Genomic DNA, 16,222 nt, shown 5'->3' with positions numbered 1-16,222 from the left:
GCGATGAGCGAGTCCGCACCCTATGTGCGCTACGAATTGCGCGCCGGTTTCGCGGTCCTGACCCTGGATTCGCCACACAACCGCAACGCGCTGTCGTCGCGGTTGGTGGCCGAACTGCTGCAGGGGCTGGATCGGGCGTGGGCGGATCCGGACGTGCGCGGGATCGTGCTGGCGCACACCGGCAATACCTTCTGCGCGGGTGCTGATCTCAGCGAGGCGAGCAACGCGGATCCGGCGGCGGCCGCCGATGAGCGCACGCGCGTCATGATCGGGGTGCTGCGGCGGCTGGTGGAGATTCCGAAGCCGGTCGTCGCCCAGATCGACGGCAACGTGCGAGCCGGCGGCATGGGCATCGTGGCGGCCTGCGATCTGGTGGTCGCGGGGCCCGGCAGCTCGTTCGCGCTGACCGAGGTGCGGATCGGCTTGGCGCCGTTCATGATCTCGCTCACCCTGCTGCCGCGCCTGGATCCGCGCGCGGCCAGCCGGTTCTATCTCACCGGTGAGAAATTCGACGCCGAGACCGCCCAGCGGATCGGCCTGGTCTCGATCACCGCCGACGATCCGGCCGCCGAGGTGGCCCGGCTCTGCGGTGAGCTGCGCAAGGGCGCGCCGCAGGGGCTGGCCGAGGCCAAGAGTCTGGTCAACGGCGGCATCCTGGCGGCGTTCGATGATTCGGCCGAGGAGCTGGCGCGGCGTTCGGCGAGCTTCTTCGGCACCGACGAGGTACGCGAGGGCATGCTGGCCTTCCTCCAGCGGCGTCCGCCGAGCTGGGCACAATAGGGTCCATGGCGACACCGCACGAACCCAAGCAGGACCGCAGCCGGGCCACCCGGCAGCGGCTGCTCGAGGCGACCATCGACTGCCTGGCCGAGCGCGGCTGGGCGGCCGCCACCGTGTCGGTGGTCGCCGAGCGGGCCGGGGTGTCGCGCGGTGCGGCCCAGCATCATTTCCCGACCCGGGAGGATCTGATCACCGGGGCGCTCGAGTACATGTTCGATACCCGGATGGCGCAGTCCAAGTCCGAGGCGCTGGCGCTGGCCGAGGTCGACGCGGGGGCGAGCCGGACCCAGGCCGTGGTGGCGGGCCTGGTCGACTCCTACACCTCACCGCTGTTCAAAGCGGCGCTCCAGGTGTGGACGCACGCCGCCGCCGATCCGGTGCTGCGTGAGCGAATCATGCCGCTGGAAGCCAAGTTCGGCCGGATCGCGCACCGTCGCGCCGTGGAGGCGCTCGGCGTCGACGACTCCGATCCGGTCGCGCATCACCTGGTGCAGGCCACGCTGGATCTGGCGCGCGGGCTTGGTCTGGCCGACGTGCTCACCGATGATTCCGCGCGGCGCAAGGACATCGTCGAGCAGTGGTCGGCCACGCTGCACACCGCGCTGACGCGCTGACCGCTCAGCAGTGCTGCGGCGCCGCCCCGGCCTCGAGCGCGTAGGAGGTCGATCCGGCCATGGCGCCGATCACGGCGCCGATCATCGCGCCGGGGATGGAGCCGAAGATGAAGACCGGCAGGCCCGCGATGAACCCCAGGGTGGTGCCGACCACCAGGCCCAGCCCGGTGCGGAGTTCGAGGCTGTCGCCGGGGGGCATGCAGGCGGCGATCAGCTCGAGCACCTCGGGGGACACTTCCGTCGGCGCCGCGGCGACCGGCGCGGGCGCCGGTGCGGGCTCGGCGGTCGCGCCGCCGGCGAAGCCGACGGTGAGCAGCACGGCGACAACGATGCCGAGTACGGAGCGAGCCAAAATCTTGAAGGTGTTCACGCGAGTCCCTGATCAGTCGAAAGCGCGGTCGACCCGAGGGTGTTCAGGTCCGCGCACCATAATGTCCCAATTGCCCGGTGCAGTCCAGGAATTCGGGCATCTCAGTCCGAGTCCTCGGGGTCGCCGCCGGGCGTTCGGGCCGGTCGCACATGGGCGAACCAGGCCGCTGCCTCCTGCTCGGACAGCGTCCGCTCGAACACCAGCTCGCCGGGCATGTACGGGAAGAACCGCCCGGCCGGCCAGGTCCGCCGGTACGGCTCCGGGTCCAGCACGAGCAGCCGGACGCCGTCGATCACCGGGATGTCCCAGGGGGTGCCCTCGTTCCAGATCCAGGAGCCGTCGGGCGAGACGAAGTTGAACGCGCCGTAGCTCGGCACCATGCCCTCGGCGTCGATGCAGGCCGCGACCGCCTCCGGCTGCGGCGCCTCGCCCGGCAGATGGCCGCCGCCGATCAGCGCGTCGGCGAGCAGGGTGTGCAACTGGAAGTTGTCGCCCATGCCCGACATGCGCAGGCGGTAGCCGGTGCCGGTTTCGCGGTGCAAGACCACCAGCGGTTCGTCGTCGAGCACTTTCAGCACGTAGTCGACGCACTTGTCCCAGCGGCCGGAGACCTCGGAGAAGGCGTCGTAGCGCTCGCGCAGCAGCTGCCGGATCGGTCCGAGCCGTCTGCGGACCTCCGGACGCTGCAGCATGGCCAGACCCGCCAGCTCCCAGTTCGGCAATCCCCACCAGGCGAAGACGGCGTCGGAGTCGATCGCGTCGGTCAGGTCCTCGAACGGAATGGGCGGCGGCTGCGTCGGGTCGGGCAGGTCGTGCTCGGCGGCCTCGGTCTGCCAGGTCCGCACGAACTCCAGGCCGTGTTCGAGATTGCGGGCCAGGTTGGCCAGCACCTTCGGCGCGCACGCCACCGGATCGGCGCCGCTCTCCACGCACGCGCCGATCATGACCGCGACCGCGCCGCGCGCACTGAAGGGGACGTCGTTGAGCAGCCGGGCCAGTTCCGGGCCGCCGTACACGTGGTCTTCCGGCGACGCGATAGTGAACTGCTGCCCGAGTTCACCGTGCGCGCGCTGCATCTTCCCGGGATCGATGCCGCGGACCGCGACCCCGAAATCCGCTATCGCTGTACGAAATTCGTTCCTCACCCCGGTCACGCGGGCCACCCTAACCGTTGCTCGGGTGGCCTGTCGACCGGCGGGTCAGCGCGGTGCGGTCAGGTCGTAGAGCGTCACACCGTCGACCACCACGGGCGTGAAGTTCTCCTGCACCCATGCGCTGATCTCGGCCGAGGCGCCCGTGCCGCCGCCCGGACCGCCGCTCTGGCCGGCGATGAAGTAGTGGATTCGGCCTTCCGCGACATAGGTTTCGAACTGCGCCAGGGTGGGCGACGGATCGCTGCCGTTGAAGCCGCCGATCGCCATGACCGGCAGTTCGGTGGCCAGCTGGTAGCCCGAGGCGTTCTGCGAACCGACCGTGGCCGCGGCCCAGACGAAGTCGTCGCTGTCGCGTTCGAGCAGCGCGATCACCTCGGCGCCGGGCGTGGCGGCTTGCAGCAGTCCGGGACCGCCACGGTCGCCGGGTGCGCGAGTCATCCCGTCCGGGCGCGGGTTCCGGCCGTCGGGGCCCTGGGCGGCGCCGTCGTCCGGCAGGCCCTGGGGTCCGCCCGGCCCGCGCATACCGTGCCCGCCCGCGTCGGGGCCTGCGGTCGGAATCGAGCCCTGATGCGCGGAGGCGATCGTGTCGATGCTGTAGGCCACGGGGCCGGCCAGGCCGACGCACGCCACGGCCACGGCGCTGACCAGCGTGAGCTTGCGTACCAGCACCGCGAGCACCGCGAATCCACCCGTGATCAGCACCGCCCAGCGCAGCCACGGCACGAAATCCGCACTGCGCGAGAGCAATACCCAGGAGGTCGCGGCGGTGACACCGATGCCGGCGGCCAGGGTGAGGCGGGGCCACCAGCGATCCCGGGCGCGCCACAACTGCACCGCGCCTGCTGCGGCCAGCGCGGCCACGGCCGGAGCCAGCGCCACCGTGTAGTACTGGTGGAAGATGCCCGCCATGAAGCTGAACACCAGACCGGTCACCAGCAGCCAGCCGCCCCAGAGGATCAGCGCCGCGCGGCGCTGATCGGTGCGAGTAGCCTTGCCGCGCAACAGGATTCCCGCGACCAGGGCCACCAGGGCGGCCGGGATCAGCCAGGCGATCTGCCCGCCCTGCGCGGCGTCGAACATGCGGGTGATGCCGGTCGTGCCCCACATGCCATTGCCGCCGGGCGGTAGTTCCGCGCCACCGGCGCCGACGCTGCCGGTCTCGTTGCCGTTCAGCCGGCCGAGACCGTTGTAGCCGAGGGTCAGCTCCAGAATCGAATTCGCTTGCGAACCACCGATCCACGGCCGTGCGTCGGCCGGCCAGAGTTCGACCGCCAGCAGCCACCAGCCGGCCGCGACCACCATGGCCGCACCGGCGGCCAGCAGCTGCCAGAGCCGGGTGCCCAGCTTCGGCGGCCCGGCGATCAGATAGGCCAGGGCCAGCGCGGGAACGACCAGCAGCACTTGTAATTGCTTTGTCAGGAAACCGAATCCGATGCACACCCCGGTCAGCACCAGCCAGCGGGTGCGGCCGTCGGCGAGCGCGCGGGTCATCGCCCAGGCCGCGGCGACCATCAGGAACACCAGCAGCGCCTCGGGATTGTTGAACCGGAACATCAGCGCCGCGACGGGGGTCACGGCCAGCGCCAACCCGGCCAGCAGACCGGCGGCCGGGCCGAACGGGCGGCGCACGGTGGCCCACAGCAGCGCCACCGAGGCCACGCCGAGCAGCACCTGCGGGACCAGCATGCTCCAGCTGCTCAGCCCGAACACGCGGACCGACAGTTCCATCAGCCATAGCGACGCGGGTGGTTTGTCGACCGTGATGGCGTTCGCGGCGTCCGAGGAGCCGAAGAAGAACGCCTTCCACGACTCCGAACCCGCCTGCACCGCAGCCGAATAGAAGGAGTTCGCCCAGCCGTTCGCGCTGAGATTGATCAGGTAGGCGACCAGCGTGCCGAGCAGCAACGCGGCCAATGCCGGTTTCTCCCAGCGGAACTCACGCCGCGACGGTTCCGCCGCGCGGTGTGCCGCCGGACGGTTCAGGGTGGCGGTCATCGGTCGCCCTCCCGGTCGGCCGGACCCGCGAGCCGTTCGGCGGCCGCGTACCGCTCGGATCCGCCATGCGCGCGGAAGACCCAGCGCAGCCCGACGAACCGGAGCAGGGTGGCCACGAGATTCGCGCCCACCAGAACCAGCAGCTCCAGCTGAATCGGTGCGCCGGCGGCCCAGCGGTGCAGTGCGAACAGCGATCCGCCGGTCAGCGCGAGGCCGATGCCGAACAGGACCAGGCCCTGAAGCTGGTCTGCCACAGCGCCGTTCGAGCCGCGCACACCGAAGGTGAAGGCTCGGTTGGCCGCCGTATTCCCGATCGCGGTGATCAGCAGGGCAAGCAGATTCGCGGCCTGCGGCCCGGTTACCGGTTGCAGCAGCAGATACAGCAACAGGTAGGCGGCCGTGCTCAGCACCCCGACCAGCGCGAAGCGCACCAGCTGGCCGACCATGCCCAACGGCACGCCCGGCACCAGTGGCTCGCGCCCCATCGACCGGCGCAGCTCGGCCAGGGGCAGCACCCCGGTGGCCAGCGCCCGGCTCAGCCGCCCGATGCCGATCAAGTCCTTGCGCGCGGTGTCGAGGATGTCGACGCGGCTGTCGGGATCGTCGATCCAATCCACCGGCACCTCGTGGATGCGCAGTCCGGCCCGTTCGGCCAGCACCAGCAGTTCGGTGTCGAAGAACCACTCACCGTCGCGGACCAGCGGCAGCAGTTCGCGCGCCACCTCGGCGCGGATCGCCTTGAAGCCGCACTGCGCGTCCGAGAAGCCCGCCCGCAGTGTGGTTTTCAGCAGTAGGTTGTAGCAGCGGGAGATGAACTCGCGCTTGGGGCCGCGCACCACCCGCGACGCCGCGCTCAACCGGGTGCCGACGGCCAGGTCTGAATGCCCGGACACCAGCGGTGCGACGAGCGGCAGCAGGGCGTTCAGATCGGTGGACAGGTCCACGTCCATGTAGGCGAGCACGGCCGCGTCGGAGTGCTCCCAGGCCGCCCGGAGTGCGCGGCCGCGGCCCTTGGCGTCCAGATGCAGTACGCGCAGATCGCCGAGTTCGGCGGCGAGCCGCCGCGCGACGGCGAGCGTGCCGTCGGTGCTGGCATTGTCGGCGATGGTGATGCGGGCGGGGAAGGGGAAACCGTCGCGCAGGTGGGCGTGCAGCCGGCGGACGCAGTCGCCGAGATCCCGCTCCTCGTTGTAGACGGGAATCACGACATCCAGCACGGGCCGGATCGGCGCGGTCCGCGCGGTCGCGGGTTCGCGAGTGGGTGCAGTGGTCATGACGACCACCCTCGCCGCCGGGGCTGGCGCCAGCCTCCGACTCCGCTGTGAGGTCGCTGGGAGTGGCTAGGCGGTTCGGCGGATGCGCAGGACGGTGTCGGTGCGCAGGCCGGTGCTGCCGTCGGGCGCGGTCCATTCCCGCTCGACCTCGGCCTTGGTCTCGACCTCCCAGGTGCCCGGTGCGGGGGCGACGGCGTCGAGCATCTCGTCCATGGTGGGGAAGCGCACCTCGGCGTGGTGGTCGTGGTGCTGGTTGGACGCCCAGCCGGCGTGGCTGCCGATCAGCAGGACACCGCCGGGCGCGACCGCGGCGGCCGCGCGCAGCAGGATGCCGTCGCGCGCGCCGTCGGCTTCCACCGGCGAGTGCAGGAACTGGGCGGAGACCAGGTCGAACGAGCCGTCCGGAAACGATTGCGTCAGATCGTGTTTCGCCCAGGTGATGCGGTCGCCGACGCCGGCCGCCGCGGCGTGCCCCGCCGCGCGGCCCAGCGCGGTCGCCGAGATGTCGGCCGCGGTCACCCGCCAGCCGCGCTGGGCCAGCCAGATCGCGTCGCCGCCCTCACCGGCGCCGAGATCCAGGGCGGTGCCCGGGGTGAGGTCGGTGGCCTCACGAACCAGCAGGGGATTGGGGTTACCGGTCCAGATCTGGTCGCGCTCCTGGTAAAAAGCCTCCCAGAAGTCGTGGGCGGATTGCGGCTCGGTGGTCTCGGTCATGCGGTTCTCCTATCGCCACGGGTGTCGGCGTGCTCGGCCATGGTGCGCCCGATTGGGCCGTACGCGCCACTATCCTTGCCGTTTTGGCAACAGATTCAGGGTCGGACCTGCCGATTCGGCCCGCGTCCGCCCGTCCCGGCCCGGGCAGCTGCTTGGTACGGTCGGACGCGTGAGACACGGCGGGCAGCAGCGCAGCGATCGAGCCGACGGCGCGCCCAAGCGCGTCGATGCCCGCACCGAACGCTGGCGCGCCCATCGGCTGAAGGTGCGCGCGGACTTCGTCGACGCGGCCTTCCGCGCACTGGGCAAGTTCGGGCCCGAGGTCAGCATGGGCGATATCGCCAAGGAGGCCGGCGCCGCGAAACCCAAGCTGTACCGGCATTTCGAGGACAAGACCGATCTCTACAACGCCATCGTCGACCGAGTCCGCGACATGCTGTGGGATCGAATCACCACCGATATCGACCTGACCCACGATTCGGCGCGCCAGCTGGTGCGCCGCGGGGCGGCCGCCTACGTCCAGGTGGTGACCGAGCACCCGAACGTCTTCCGGTTCATGCTGCACAGCCACTTCACCCAGCAGGCCGACGAATCCGAGCGGGCGCTGCAATCGGCCCGGCAGTCGGCCCGGCGGGCGGCGGAGCTGTTCGCGGGCCTGCTCGACGACCGGATCGAGGTGGCCGGCATCGAACTCGTCACCTATTCGATTTTCGGGGCCGTCGCCTCGGCCACCGATTGGTGGATCGGCGCCAGCCGGGTCCGGGAACCGGCCCTGCCTGTGGCGGACTTCGTCGACTATCTCGCCGCCAGCATTTCCGCACTCGCCGAAACCAACGCACGTCTCAACGGCATCACCATCGACGCCGACCTACCCCTGCACCAGGCCTTCAAGGCCGAGTGAAACCCAACCCTCGCAATCACTTCGGACCACGCTGTCCGAGTCGCCGGCCGCGTCGTCGAGGCTGGTGGTGATTGCGACATCCCCAGTATGGACCTGCCCACCGACAAGTTCCCGGTGCTGGGAAGTCAGGCCTCGGTGCCGCGGCCGCGGGCGGTGCGCGGCTGCCAGCGCCAGGCGAATTCGCCGGGCTCCGGCGGTGGGCCGGGCAGTTCGCCGGCGGTGCGCGGCACCGCGATGCCCGCGATGAGCATGGCCAAGGTGCGCCGTCGCAGCTCGGCGGTGCGTTCCGGATCGGGCAGGCTGATCGCCGCGCAGGCCTCCAGTAGCAGGCCCAGATCCTGGGCGTTCACCTCTGGGCGCAGCCGCCCCGACCGGTGGGCGCGGCGCACCAGCTCCGCGGTGACCTCGGCGGAATGGGTAACGGCGGGCAGGATCGTGTCGTCCGGCGTGAAGGTGCCGGCCAGGTGCACGGTCAGCGAATGCACATCGGCGTCGACCACCCGCTCCAGGAACCCGACCAGCCCGTGCCAGCCATCCGAATCCGCCAGGGCCGCATCGGCTTCGATGTTGTAGCGCTGCAATCCGTCATAGCAGAGCTTGCGCAGCAGCGCCTCCTTGCTCGGATAGCGCCGGTAGAGCGCGCTGATGCCCACGCCCGCCGCGGTGGCCACGGCGGCGATCGGTGCGGACGCGTCGGCGAGGAAGACCGTGCGCGCGGCCGCCAGGATGAGCCCGTCGTTGCGGGCGGCCTGGGCCTTGCGGCCGGGCAGCCCCTTGGGAGCTGGGGTTTCGGATGTCTTCGGCATGACTTCAGGCTACCACTTGAAACGGAATGATCCGTTCTGCTAAGTTGGAAACAGAACGAAGCATTCCGTTTCAAAAGGAGCAGACGATGACCTTCCCCATCACCCCCTTCCGGATCGCCGTCGACCAGGCCGATCTCGACGATCTCCAGGCACGTCTGGCCCGCACCCGCTGGGCCGATCAGATCCCCGGCTCCGGCGACGCCTACGGGGTGAGCGTGGACCGGGTCCGGCACCTGGTGGATTACTGGCGCGAGAAGTTCGACTGGCGCGCGGTGGAGCGGCGGCTGAACGCCTACCCGCAGTTCACCACCGAGATCGACGGGCAGAACATCCACTTCCTGCACGTGAAGTCCGAGCGGGACAACAGCTTTCCGCTGATCCTGACGCACGGGTGGCCGGGCACCTTCGTCGAATTCCTGGGCGTGATCGAGCCTTTGACGGCCGCCGGGTTCGATCTGGTCATCCCGTCCGTACCCGGCTACGGATTCTCCGGTGTGACAACCGAATCCGGGTGGAACGACCAGCGCATCGCCCAAGCGTGGGCCGAGCTCATGTCCCGGCTCGGCTATGCCCGCTACGGCGCGGTCGGCAACGACGGTGGTGCGATGATCTCGCCCGAACTCGGCCGGGTCGCGCCGGAACAGGTTGTCGGCGTACTGGTTTCGCAGGTGTACGCATTCCCGTCGGGTGATCCGAGCGAGCTGGCCGACCTCACCGCCGACGAGCAGCAGTCACTGGCCACCCTGGACTGGTTCGTCAAGAACAAGATGGGCTTCAACATCCTGCAATCGCAGCAGCCGCAGACCTTGGCGCACGCGCTGATGGATTCGCCGACCGGGCTGCTCGGCTGGAACGGTCAGTTGCTCGGCCCGGATCTGGACGACGAATTCGTGCTCACCAATATCGCCATCCACTGGTTCACCGGCACCGCGGGCTCGGCGATCCGGCACTACTTCGAGAAGTCGCACGCCGAGGCGCCCGCCGAGCCGACAACGGTCCCGCTCGGGCTGTCCGGATCCACCGGCGATTTCCACGGCATTCGCCGCTTCGCCGAGCGCGATCACGCCAATATCGTGTCCTGGCGCACGCACGATGTGTACAGCCACTACCTGCACCATGTCGCCCCGGATCTGATGGCGCAGGAGATCGCCGAGTTCTTCGCGCGGTACCGGTAGACAGTCGCTTATGTAACCGAGACTCCGAGCCATGGTTCGTCTCGTTCTCCGCTGATGTACTGGATTCAACAACAGCAGAACACCTTTCAGCACAAGGAGAGAACCATGCGAATCGCAGTCTTCGGAGCCACCGGAACCGTCGGCCGGGTCGTCGTCGAGCAGGCGCTGCGGCAGGGGCACGAGGTCACCGCGTTCACTCGCAACGCGGCCAACGTGACCCTGCGGCACGATCTGCTGCGCGTCGTGGAAGGCGATGTGTACGACGCCGTCTCGGTCGAGCGGGCGGTGACCGGGCAGGACGCGGTGATCGTCGCGCTCGGTGACGATCGCAAGGGCCAGGTCCGCTTCGGTGGCACCAAGGCGGTCCTGGAGGCGATGCGCCGGACCGGGGTCGAGCGGCTGATCGTGCAGTCCAGCCTGGGTGTCGGCGACAGCCGCCCGAACCTGAACTTCCTGTGGAAGTACATCCTGTTCGGCATCGTGCTGCGCAAGGCCTACGTCGACCACGGTCACCAGGAGGCGCTGGTGCAGGCCAGCGACGTGGACTGGACGATCGTGCGCCCGGGCGCGTTCACCGACGGGCCGGTCACCGGCGCCTACCGCCGCGACTTCGGCCCGCACGAGAAGGGGTTGAAGCTGAAGATCGCCCGCGCCGATATCGCGGCCTTCTACCTCGAGCAATTGACCGATCCGACCTACGTGCGCCGCGCCGTGAGCATCTCGAACTGAGTGCTGCGGCCATGACCCGGCCGACCGGCGCGCACGGACCGCCTGCGACCCGCGACCCGAAAGGGCGCGGGTCGCAGGCGTTTCCGGCTCGGGCCGCGCCGCCCCTCACGATGGCGCGGCCACCAGCTCAGGCGTGCTCGTGCACTTCGCCCCACACCGGAAAGGGATCCGCGAAGGTGCGCCAGAGCGCCTGGCCCGCGGCGAATTCGGCATCGGTCAGCAGCGCGGAATCGAGCAGTGCGCGAATCTCGGTGCCCGCCAGCTTCACTCCGATGAAGACGAGTTCCTGTCCGGCCGGAATCTCCAGCGCCGACCACCACGCGGCGGGTTCGAAGGTCAGGTTCGGACCGGCCTGCGACCACACCGCGGCGAGCTCGGGCCGGCTGGCGAGCCAGCAGAAACCCTTGCTGCGCAACATGCCTCGCAGCTGATCGAGTGCGGCGGCCAGGCGTTCGGGGTGGAACGGACGTTCGGCGGTGTAGGTGAGACTGCTGATGCCGTACTCCTCGGTCTCCGGAACATGCCCGCCCGCCAGTTCCTCGGCCCAACCCTCGGACTCGGCCGCGACGACGGGGTTGTAGCGACCGGTGTCGAGCACCTCCGCCAGCTCCACCGCGCCCCGGACGGTCCGCAGCACCCGGGCCCGCGGATTCAGGCGTCGTACGGTCGCCTCCACCGTGCCCGCCGCGTTCGCGCTCACCAGGTCGGTCTTGCTGATCAGCAGCACATCGGCGAACTCCACCTGATCCACCAGGAGGTCCGCGATGGTGCGCTCGTCGCCCGCTCCGGCCTGCAATTCCCGGTCGGCCAGCGTCTGGCCGCGCACCACGTCGGTCAGGAAGGTGCTGGCGTCGACCACGGTCACCATGGTGTCGAGGCGAGCGATCGCGCCCAGGGAGAATCCGTCCTCGAATTCCCAGTCGAAGCTCGCGGCCACCGGCATCGGCTCGGAGATGCCGGTCGACTCGATCACCAGCTGATCGAACCGGCCGGTCCGGGCCAGGCGGCCCACGGCTTCGATCAGGTCTTCACGCAGCGTGCAGCAGATGCAGCCGTTGGTGAGTTCGACCAGCTTCTCCTCGGTCCGATCGAGGTGGCCCTGCCCCGCGATCAGCGCCGCGTCGATGTTCACCTCGCTCATGTCGTTCACGATCACCGCGACCCGGCGGCCCTCCCGGTTGGCCAGGATGTGGTTGAGCAGTGTGGTCTTGCCCGCGCCGAGGAAGCCGGACAGCACGGTGACGGGCAGGCGGGTGTCGGGGGAAACAGTCATAGGTTAATGATAATCATTTTCATTTATTGGCGGCGAGTCGGCCCGGGAAAACCGCCGGAATCGGAGGACGCGCGGGGGCCGGGCGCTACGAGGAGGTCGTAGGGTCGGGGATGTGAAATTGTTGCCGCTACCCGGCCCCGGGCAGACCCCCGTTCGAGTCCTGACCATCGCGGGCACCGACTCCGGCGGTGGCGCCGGTATCCAAGCCGATTCCCGCACCATGGCGCTGTGCGGCGTGCACGCCTGCGTCGCGGTGGCCGCGGTCACCGTGCAGAACTCGGTGGGCGTGAGCGGTTTTCACGAGATTCCGCCGAATATCGTGGCCGACCAGGTGCGTTCGGTGGTCGGCGATATCGGTGTCGGCGCGGCCAAGACCGGCATGCTCGCCTCCACCGCGATCATCGAGGCGGTCGCGCAGGTGTGCCGGGAGGTCGGCATCGGCCGCGACGGCAGCATTCCGCTGGTGGTCGACCCGGTCGCGGCCTCCATGCACGGCGACCCGCTGCTGCACGAATCGGCGCTGGACGCCGTGCGGCACACGCTGTTCCCACTGGCCACCGTGGTCACCCCGAACCTGGACGAGGTCCGGCTGCTCACCGGGATCGAGGTCGTCGACGACGCCACCGCGCGCCGCGCCGCGGCAGCGCTGCACGCGCTCGGCCCGCGCTGGGCCATCGTCAAGGGCGGGCATCTGCGCACCTCGCCCACCAGTACCGACCTGCTCTTCGACGGTGAGCGCTTCCTGGAATTCAGTGCGCCGCGCATCGAGACCGGCAACGATCACGGCGGCGGCGACACCATGGCCGCGGCCATCGCCTGCGCGCTGGCCAACGGCTACCCGGTACCCGACGCGGTGGAATTCGCCAAGGAGTGGACCCGCCGCTGCCTCGAGGCGTCCTACGATCTGGGCGCGGGCCACGGTCCGGTCTCACCGCTGTGGCGGTTGCATCGGTCCTGAATCTCGGGGTGGATTCAGGCTCTTCCGAAGGCGAGCGCGACATTGTGACCGCCGAAGCCGAAGGAATTGTTGACCGCGTAGTCGATGCGCTGCCGCCGCGGCCCGTCCGCGACGATGTCGAGCTCGATCTCCGGATCGCGATTGTCGAGATTCAAGGTGGGCGGGACGATCTGGTCGCGCAACGTGAGCATCGTGAGGACCGACTCCAGGGCGCCGACCGCGCCGATCGAGTGTCCCAGTGCGGATTTCGGCGCGTACACCGAGGCGTGCGGGGTGACCGCGGCGATCGCGGTCGCCTCGGAGGCGTCGCCGATCGGGGTGGAGGTGGCATGCGCGTTGACATGCCGGACATCCGAAACCTGAAGTCCCGCCGTGTCGATCGCCTTGCGCATGGCGCGGGCCGCGCCGTGACCGCCGGGTTCGGAGGCCACGATGTGGTAGGCGTCGGAGGTGATACCCGCGCCGAGCACGCGGCCGTGCACCAGCGCGCCCCGGGCTCGGGCGTGCGCCTCGGATTCCAGGACCAGCAGTGCGCCCGCCTCGCCGAAGACGAAGCCGTCGCGGTCCCGGTCGAACGGCCGCGAGGCGCGTTCGGGCTCGTCGTTACGGGTGCTCATGGCCCGCATCATGGCGAAGCTCGCGATCGGTACCGCGTCGATGTGGCCTTCCACGCCGCCGGTGACAACCATGTCCGCCTCGCCGGTGCGGATCAGCCGCCAGGCGTGCGCGATCGCCTCCGATCCGGACGAGCAGGCCGACACCGGCGCGAAAACCCCTGCCCTGGCGCCTATTTCGAGGCCGACGGTCGCGGCCGGGCCGTTCGGCATCACCATCGGCACGGCCATGGGTGACACCTTGCGGTAGCCGCCCGCGCGCATGGCGTCGACGGCGGTGATCAGCGCGTCGGCGCCACCCAGGCCGGTGCCGATGGCGACCGCGAGCCGGTCGCCATCGACCTCGGGTGTGCCCGCGTGCCGCCAGACCTGGCGGCCGAGCATCAGCGCCAGCTGTTCGACGTAGGAGTTGCGGCGCTGCTCGATGCGCGTCAGTTGTTCGCCGGGGTGTGCGGTGAGCGGTCCGCCGATCCGCACCGGCAGCTCGTGCTCGTCGACGAAATCGGCGTCCAGGCGGCGGATTCCGCTGTGCCCGGCCAGCAGCGCGGTCCAGGTCGCGTCGGCGGTCGCGGCCAGGGCGGTGGTCGCGGCATAGCCGGTGACGACGACGTTCCTGGTTTCTGAAGCGGTTGTTACAGTCACGGAAACATGGATACCTGTAGCAGTCGCTACAGTCAACCCATGGCTCGCCCTCTCGACCACGCCAAACGCGCCGAAATCCTGGCCGGCGTTGTGACCTATATCGCCGACCACGGCCTCGCCGAGCTGTCCCTGCGTCCGCTCGCTGCGGAACTCGGCACCAGCTCCCGCATGCTCATCCACTACTTCGGGACGAAGGAGGAATTGCTGGTGGCTGCGCTGGCGACCCAGCGCCCGGATATCGCGGCCGTCTTCGCCGACGTGTCCGACGCCGCAGCACTGCGGGCCCGGCTGCGGGACTTCTGCGCGGCGAACATGCTGGGCGGTGGCTCGACCAGCGTGCGTGTCCTGCTCCAGGTGCTGGGCGCGGCTTGCGCGCCCGGGGGGCCGTACGCGCGCTATGCCGTCGAGGCCATCGGCGTCTTCGTCGCGACCCTGGCCGACGCGCTGACCCGGATCGGATCCATCGACGATCCGGAAGCGGTTGCGACGCTGTTGATCTCGGGGCTGCGCGGCATCATCCAAGACCACCTCATCACCGGCGACACCGACCGTACCGCCCGGGCCGCGGACCGCCTGATCGCGCAGACCATCCGCTGACGGTACTCGCCGTGCGGTTACTTGATGTTTGCTGTCGCTCGGTCAATGCTGACTTCGACCCATCCGGCTAGGGAAGGATCGACGTGACAGCGGATTCGCCCGCCCGTGATTTCGGCGCTACCCGGTGGCTGATGCTGGCCGTGCTGTGCGCGAGCCTGCTGCTGGTCGCCATGGACGCCACCATCCTCAACGTCGCGCTTCCGTCGCTGATCGACGACCTGCACGTCGGCCCGCTCGAACAGCTCTGGATCATCGATGTCTACGGCCTGGTGCTGGGCGGCCTGCTCATCACCACCGGCGCGGTCGGCGACCGGGTGGGCCGGAAGCTGTTGTTTCTCAGCGGTTTCGTGCTCTTCGGCATCGCCTCGGTGGTGGCGGCGACGGCGCAGTCCTCCGGGCAGCTGATCGCGGGCCGAGTGCTGCTCGCCCTCGGCGGCGCCATGGTGATGCCGTCCACGCTCTCGCTGATCCGCAATATCTTCGCCGACCCGCGCGAGCGCACGCTCGCCATCGGCATCTGGGCCGCGGTGGCCGGTGCGGGCGCCACCATCGGCCCGCTGGTCGGCGGCATGGTGGTGGAGACCTTCGGCTGGGCGTCGGCCTTCTGGCTGAATGTGCCGGTCGTCGTGCTGACGGTGCTCGCGGGCGTGTGGTTGCTGCCCGAATACCGGTCACCGCATTCCGGGCAGCTCGATTGGCTCTCGGCGTTGCTGTCCATCGCCGGAATCATCGGATTGGCCTGGGGCATCAAACATATCGCCAAAGGTGAAGCGGGCCTGACGGATTGGGCTTTCTTCCTGCTCGGCCTGCTGCTGCTGGCCTGGTTCGCGCGGCGCCAGCTCGCCGCGGCCGACCCACTGCTCGATGTCCGGCTCTTCCGCAACGGACCGTTCACGGCGGCGGCGCTGGCCACCCTGCTGGCCATGCTGGCGATCGGGGCGGCCCTGTTCCTGATCTCGCTGTGGTTGCAGTACATCCACGGCTATTCGCCGTCCGAGGCCGGATTGCGCACCATGCCGGCTGCGGTCACGCTGCTGATCGCGTCGCTGTCCACGCCCTGGCTGATGCACCGGCTCGGTGTGCGCGCGGTGCTCGCGATCGGGCTCGGCGCGCTCGCGCTGGGTTTCCTCGGGCTCGCACTGAGCCCGGAACCCACCTCCTACCCGGTGATCGCGCTGGTCCTGGCCACGTTCGGGATCGGCGACGGCATGGCGGTGACCGCCGCGGCCGCCGTGCTGGTCTCCGCGGTGCCGCCGGAGCGCGCCGGACAGGCGGGCGCGGTCTCGGAAACCAACTACGAACTCGGCATCGGCCTGGGTGTCGCCCTGCTCGGCAGCGTGCACGGCCGGGTATTCACCGAGCACATGACCGATCTACCGCTGCGGGGCGACGCGCTGACCGACGCGCGCGGGTCGGTCGGCGGCGCCGTCGAGGTGGCCTCCGAACTCGACCCCGAGCCGCGGGCGCAGGTGCTCGCCGCGACCGAGCACGCCTTCGATGTCGCGCTCACGATCACCTCCTATGTGTCCGCGGCGATCGTCGCGACGGTGGCGGTGGTCGCGGTCTGGCTGGTGCCGCGCGGATTCCGCGTCACCGGCCGCCATTGACGCGGCCCGCCCCGTCTAT

Annotated in this window: 16 protein-coding genes; 8 read left to right on the top strand and 8 right to left on the bottom strand. The window is 69.8% G+C overall.

The window, feature by feature from the left end; translation table 11 throughout:
• The first annotated feature begins 3 nt into the window (after positions 1 to 3).
• The gene (locus ACFVMC_RS24680; protein ID WP_379213904.1) at positions 4 to 780 is read left to right on the top strand and encodes an enoyl-CoA hydratase family protein; all 777 of its coding nucleotides are present in this window, start codon (positions 4 to 6) and stop codon (positions 778 to 780) included.
• A 5-nt stretch (positions 781 to 785) separates the two neighbouring features.
• The gene (locus ACFVMC_RS24675) at positions 786 to 1,394 is read left to right on the top strand and encodes a TetR/AcrR family transcriptional regulator (RefSeq protein ID WP_379213902.1); all 609 of its coding nucleotides are present in this window, start codon (positions 786 to 788) and stop codon (positions 1,392 to 1,394) included.
• A gap of 4 nt (positions 1,395 to 1,398) precedes the next feature.
• Here ACFVMC_RS24675 and ACFVMC_RS24670 read toward each other — a convergent pair whose 3' ends face one another.
• The 5 genes from ACFVMC_RS24670 to ACFVMC_RS24650 all read right to left on the bottom strand — a co-directional run bounded on the left by ACFVMC_RS24670 (position 1,399) and on the right by ACFVMC_RS24650 (position 6,901).
• Positions 1,399 to 1,764, bottom strand: a complete 366-nt coding sequence (locus ACFVMC_RS24670) for a hypothetical protein (RefSeq protein ID WP_379213900.1) — start codon at positions 1,762 to 1,764, stop codon at positions 1,399 to 1,401.
• 101 nt (positions 1,765 to 1,865) lie between these two features.
• Complete coding sequence (locus tag ACFVMC_RS24665; protein ID WP_379213898.1) at positions 1,866 to 2,918, bottom strand: hypothetical protein; 1,053 nt, start codon at positions 2,916 to 2,918, stop codon at positions 1,866 to 1,868.
• A gap of 45 nt (positions 2,919 to 2,963) precedes the next feature.
• Positions 2,964 to 4,913 carry a glycosyltransferase family 39 protein gene (locus ACFVMC_RS24660; protein ID WP_379213897.1) on the bottom strand — a complete coding sequence of 650 codons (1,950 nt, stop codon included), beginning with the start codon at positions 4,911 to 4,913 and terminating at the stop codon, positions 2,964 to 2,966.
• The gene (locus ACFVMC_RS24655) at positions 4,910 to 6,187 is read right to left on the bottom strand and encodes a glycosyltransferase (RefSeq protein ID WP_379213895.1); all 1,278 of its coding nucleotides are present in this window, start codon (positions 6,185 to 6,187) and stop codon (positions 4,910 to 4,912) included. Before ACFVMC_RS24655 ends, ACFVMC_RS24660 begins: the two co-directional genes overlap by 4 nt.
• Before the next feature lie 66 nt (positions 6,188 to 6,253).
• A complete protein-coding gene (locus tag ACFVMC_RS24650) occupies positions 6,254 to 6,901 on the bottom strand; it encodes a class I SAM-dependent methyltransferase (protein ID WP_379213893.1) in 648 nt (215 codons plus the stop codon).
• A 169-nt stretch (positions 6,902 to 7,070) separates the two neighbouring features.
• On the opposite strand from ACFVMC_RS24650, the gene ACFVMC_RS24645 reads away from it, so the two are divergent.
• Positions 7,071 to 7,802, top strand: a complete 732-nt coding sequence (locus ACFVMC_RS24645; protein ID WP_379213891.1) for a TetR/AcrR family transcriptional regulator — start codon at positions 7,071 to 7,073, stop codon at positions 7,800 to 7,802.
• A 125-nt stretch (positions 7,803 to 7,927) separates the two neighbouring features.
• On the opposite strand, the gene ACFVMC_RS24640 is transcribed toward ACFVMC_RS24645, so the two are convergent.
• Positions 7,928 to 8,608 (bottom strand): TetR family transcriptional regulator, encoded by a 681-nt coding sequence (locus ACFVMC_RS24640; protein WP_379213890.1) that lies wholly within the window; start codon positions 8,606 to 8,608, stop codon positions 7,928 to 7,930.
• A gap of 86 nt (positions 8,609 to 8,694) precedes the next feature.
• Between ACFVMC_RS24640 and ACFVMC_RS24635 the strand changes: the two genes are divergently transcribed.
• Together ACFVMC_RS24635 and ACFVMC_RS24630 are read left to right on the top strand one after the other, a co-directional pair.
• Positions 8,695 to 9,783: an epoxide hydrolase family protein gene (locus tag ACFVMC_RS24635; RefSeq protein WP_379213888.1), complete on the top strand. Its 1,089-nt coding sequence runs from the start codon at positions 8,695 to 8,697 to the stop codon at positions 9,781 to 9,783.
• Positions 9,784 to 9,888: 105 nt separating this feature from the next.
• On the top strand, positions 9,889 to 10,512 hold the full coding sequence (locus tag ACFVMC_RS24630; protein ID WP_379213886.1) for an NAD(P)-dependent oxidoreductase: 624 nt from the start codon (positions 9,889 to 9,891) through the stop codon (positions 10,510 to 10,512).
• A 127-nt stretch (positions 10,513 to 10,639) separates the two neighbouring features.
• Here ACFVMC_RS24630 and ACFVMC_RS24625 read toward each other — a convergent pair whose 3' ends face one another.
• On the bottom strand, positions 10,640 to 11,785 hold the full coding sequence (locus ACFVMC_RS24625; RefSeq protein WP_379213884.1) for a GTP-binding protein: 1,146 nt from the start codon (positions 11,783 to 11,785) through the stop codon (positions 10,640 to 10,642).
• Between the two features lie 112 nt (positions 11,786 to 11,897).
• Between ACFVMC_RS24625 and thiD the strand changes: the two genes are divergently transcribed.
• Positions 11,898 to 12,743 carry a bifunctional hydroxymethylpyrimidine kinase/phosphomethylpyrimidine kinase gene (gene thiD, locus ACFVMC_RS24620; RefSeq protein WP_379213882.1) on the top strand — a complete coding sequence of 282 codons (846 nt, stop codon included), beginning with the start codon at positions 11,898 to 11,900 and terminating at the stop codon, positions 12,741 to 12,743.
• A gap of 14 nt (positions 12,744 to 12,757) precedes the next feature.
• Here thiD and ACFVMC_RS24615 read toward each other — a convergent pair whose 3' ends face one another.
• Positions 12,758 to 13,999, bottom strand: coding sequence for a KasA/KasB family beta-ketoacyl-ACP synthase (locus ACFVMC_RS24615; protein ID WP_379213881.1), 1,242 nt, complete (start codon positions 13,997 to 13,999; stop codon positions 12,758 to 12,760).
• A gap of 39 nt (positions 14,000 to 14,038) precedes the next feature.
• Between ACFVMC_RS24615 and ACFVMC_RS24610 the strand changes: the two genes are divergently transcribed.
• Positions 14,039 to 14,596 (top strand): TetR family transcriptional regulator, encoded by a 558-nt coding sequence (locus ACFVMC_RS24610; protein WP_379213880.1) that lies wholly within the window; start codon positions 14,039 to 14,041, stop codon positions 14,594 to 14,596.
• Between the two features lie 83 nt (positions 14,597 to 14,679).
• A complete protein-coding gene (locus ACFVMC_RS24605; RefSeq protein WP_379213878.1) occupies positions 14,680 to 16,203 on the top strand; it encodes an MFS transporter in 1,524 nt (507 codons plus the stop codon).
• The last annotated feature ends 19 nt before the right edge of the window (positions 16,204 to 16,222 follow it).

Source organism: Nocardia sp. NPDC127579 (assembly GCF_042672005.1).
Classification (GTDB): Bacteria; Actinomycetota; Actinomycetes; order Mycobacteriales; family Mycobacteriaceae; genus Nocardia.
Note: the sequence above shows the minus strand (reverse complement) of the source record. Positions and strands in the feature narration are given on the sequence as shown.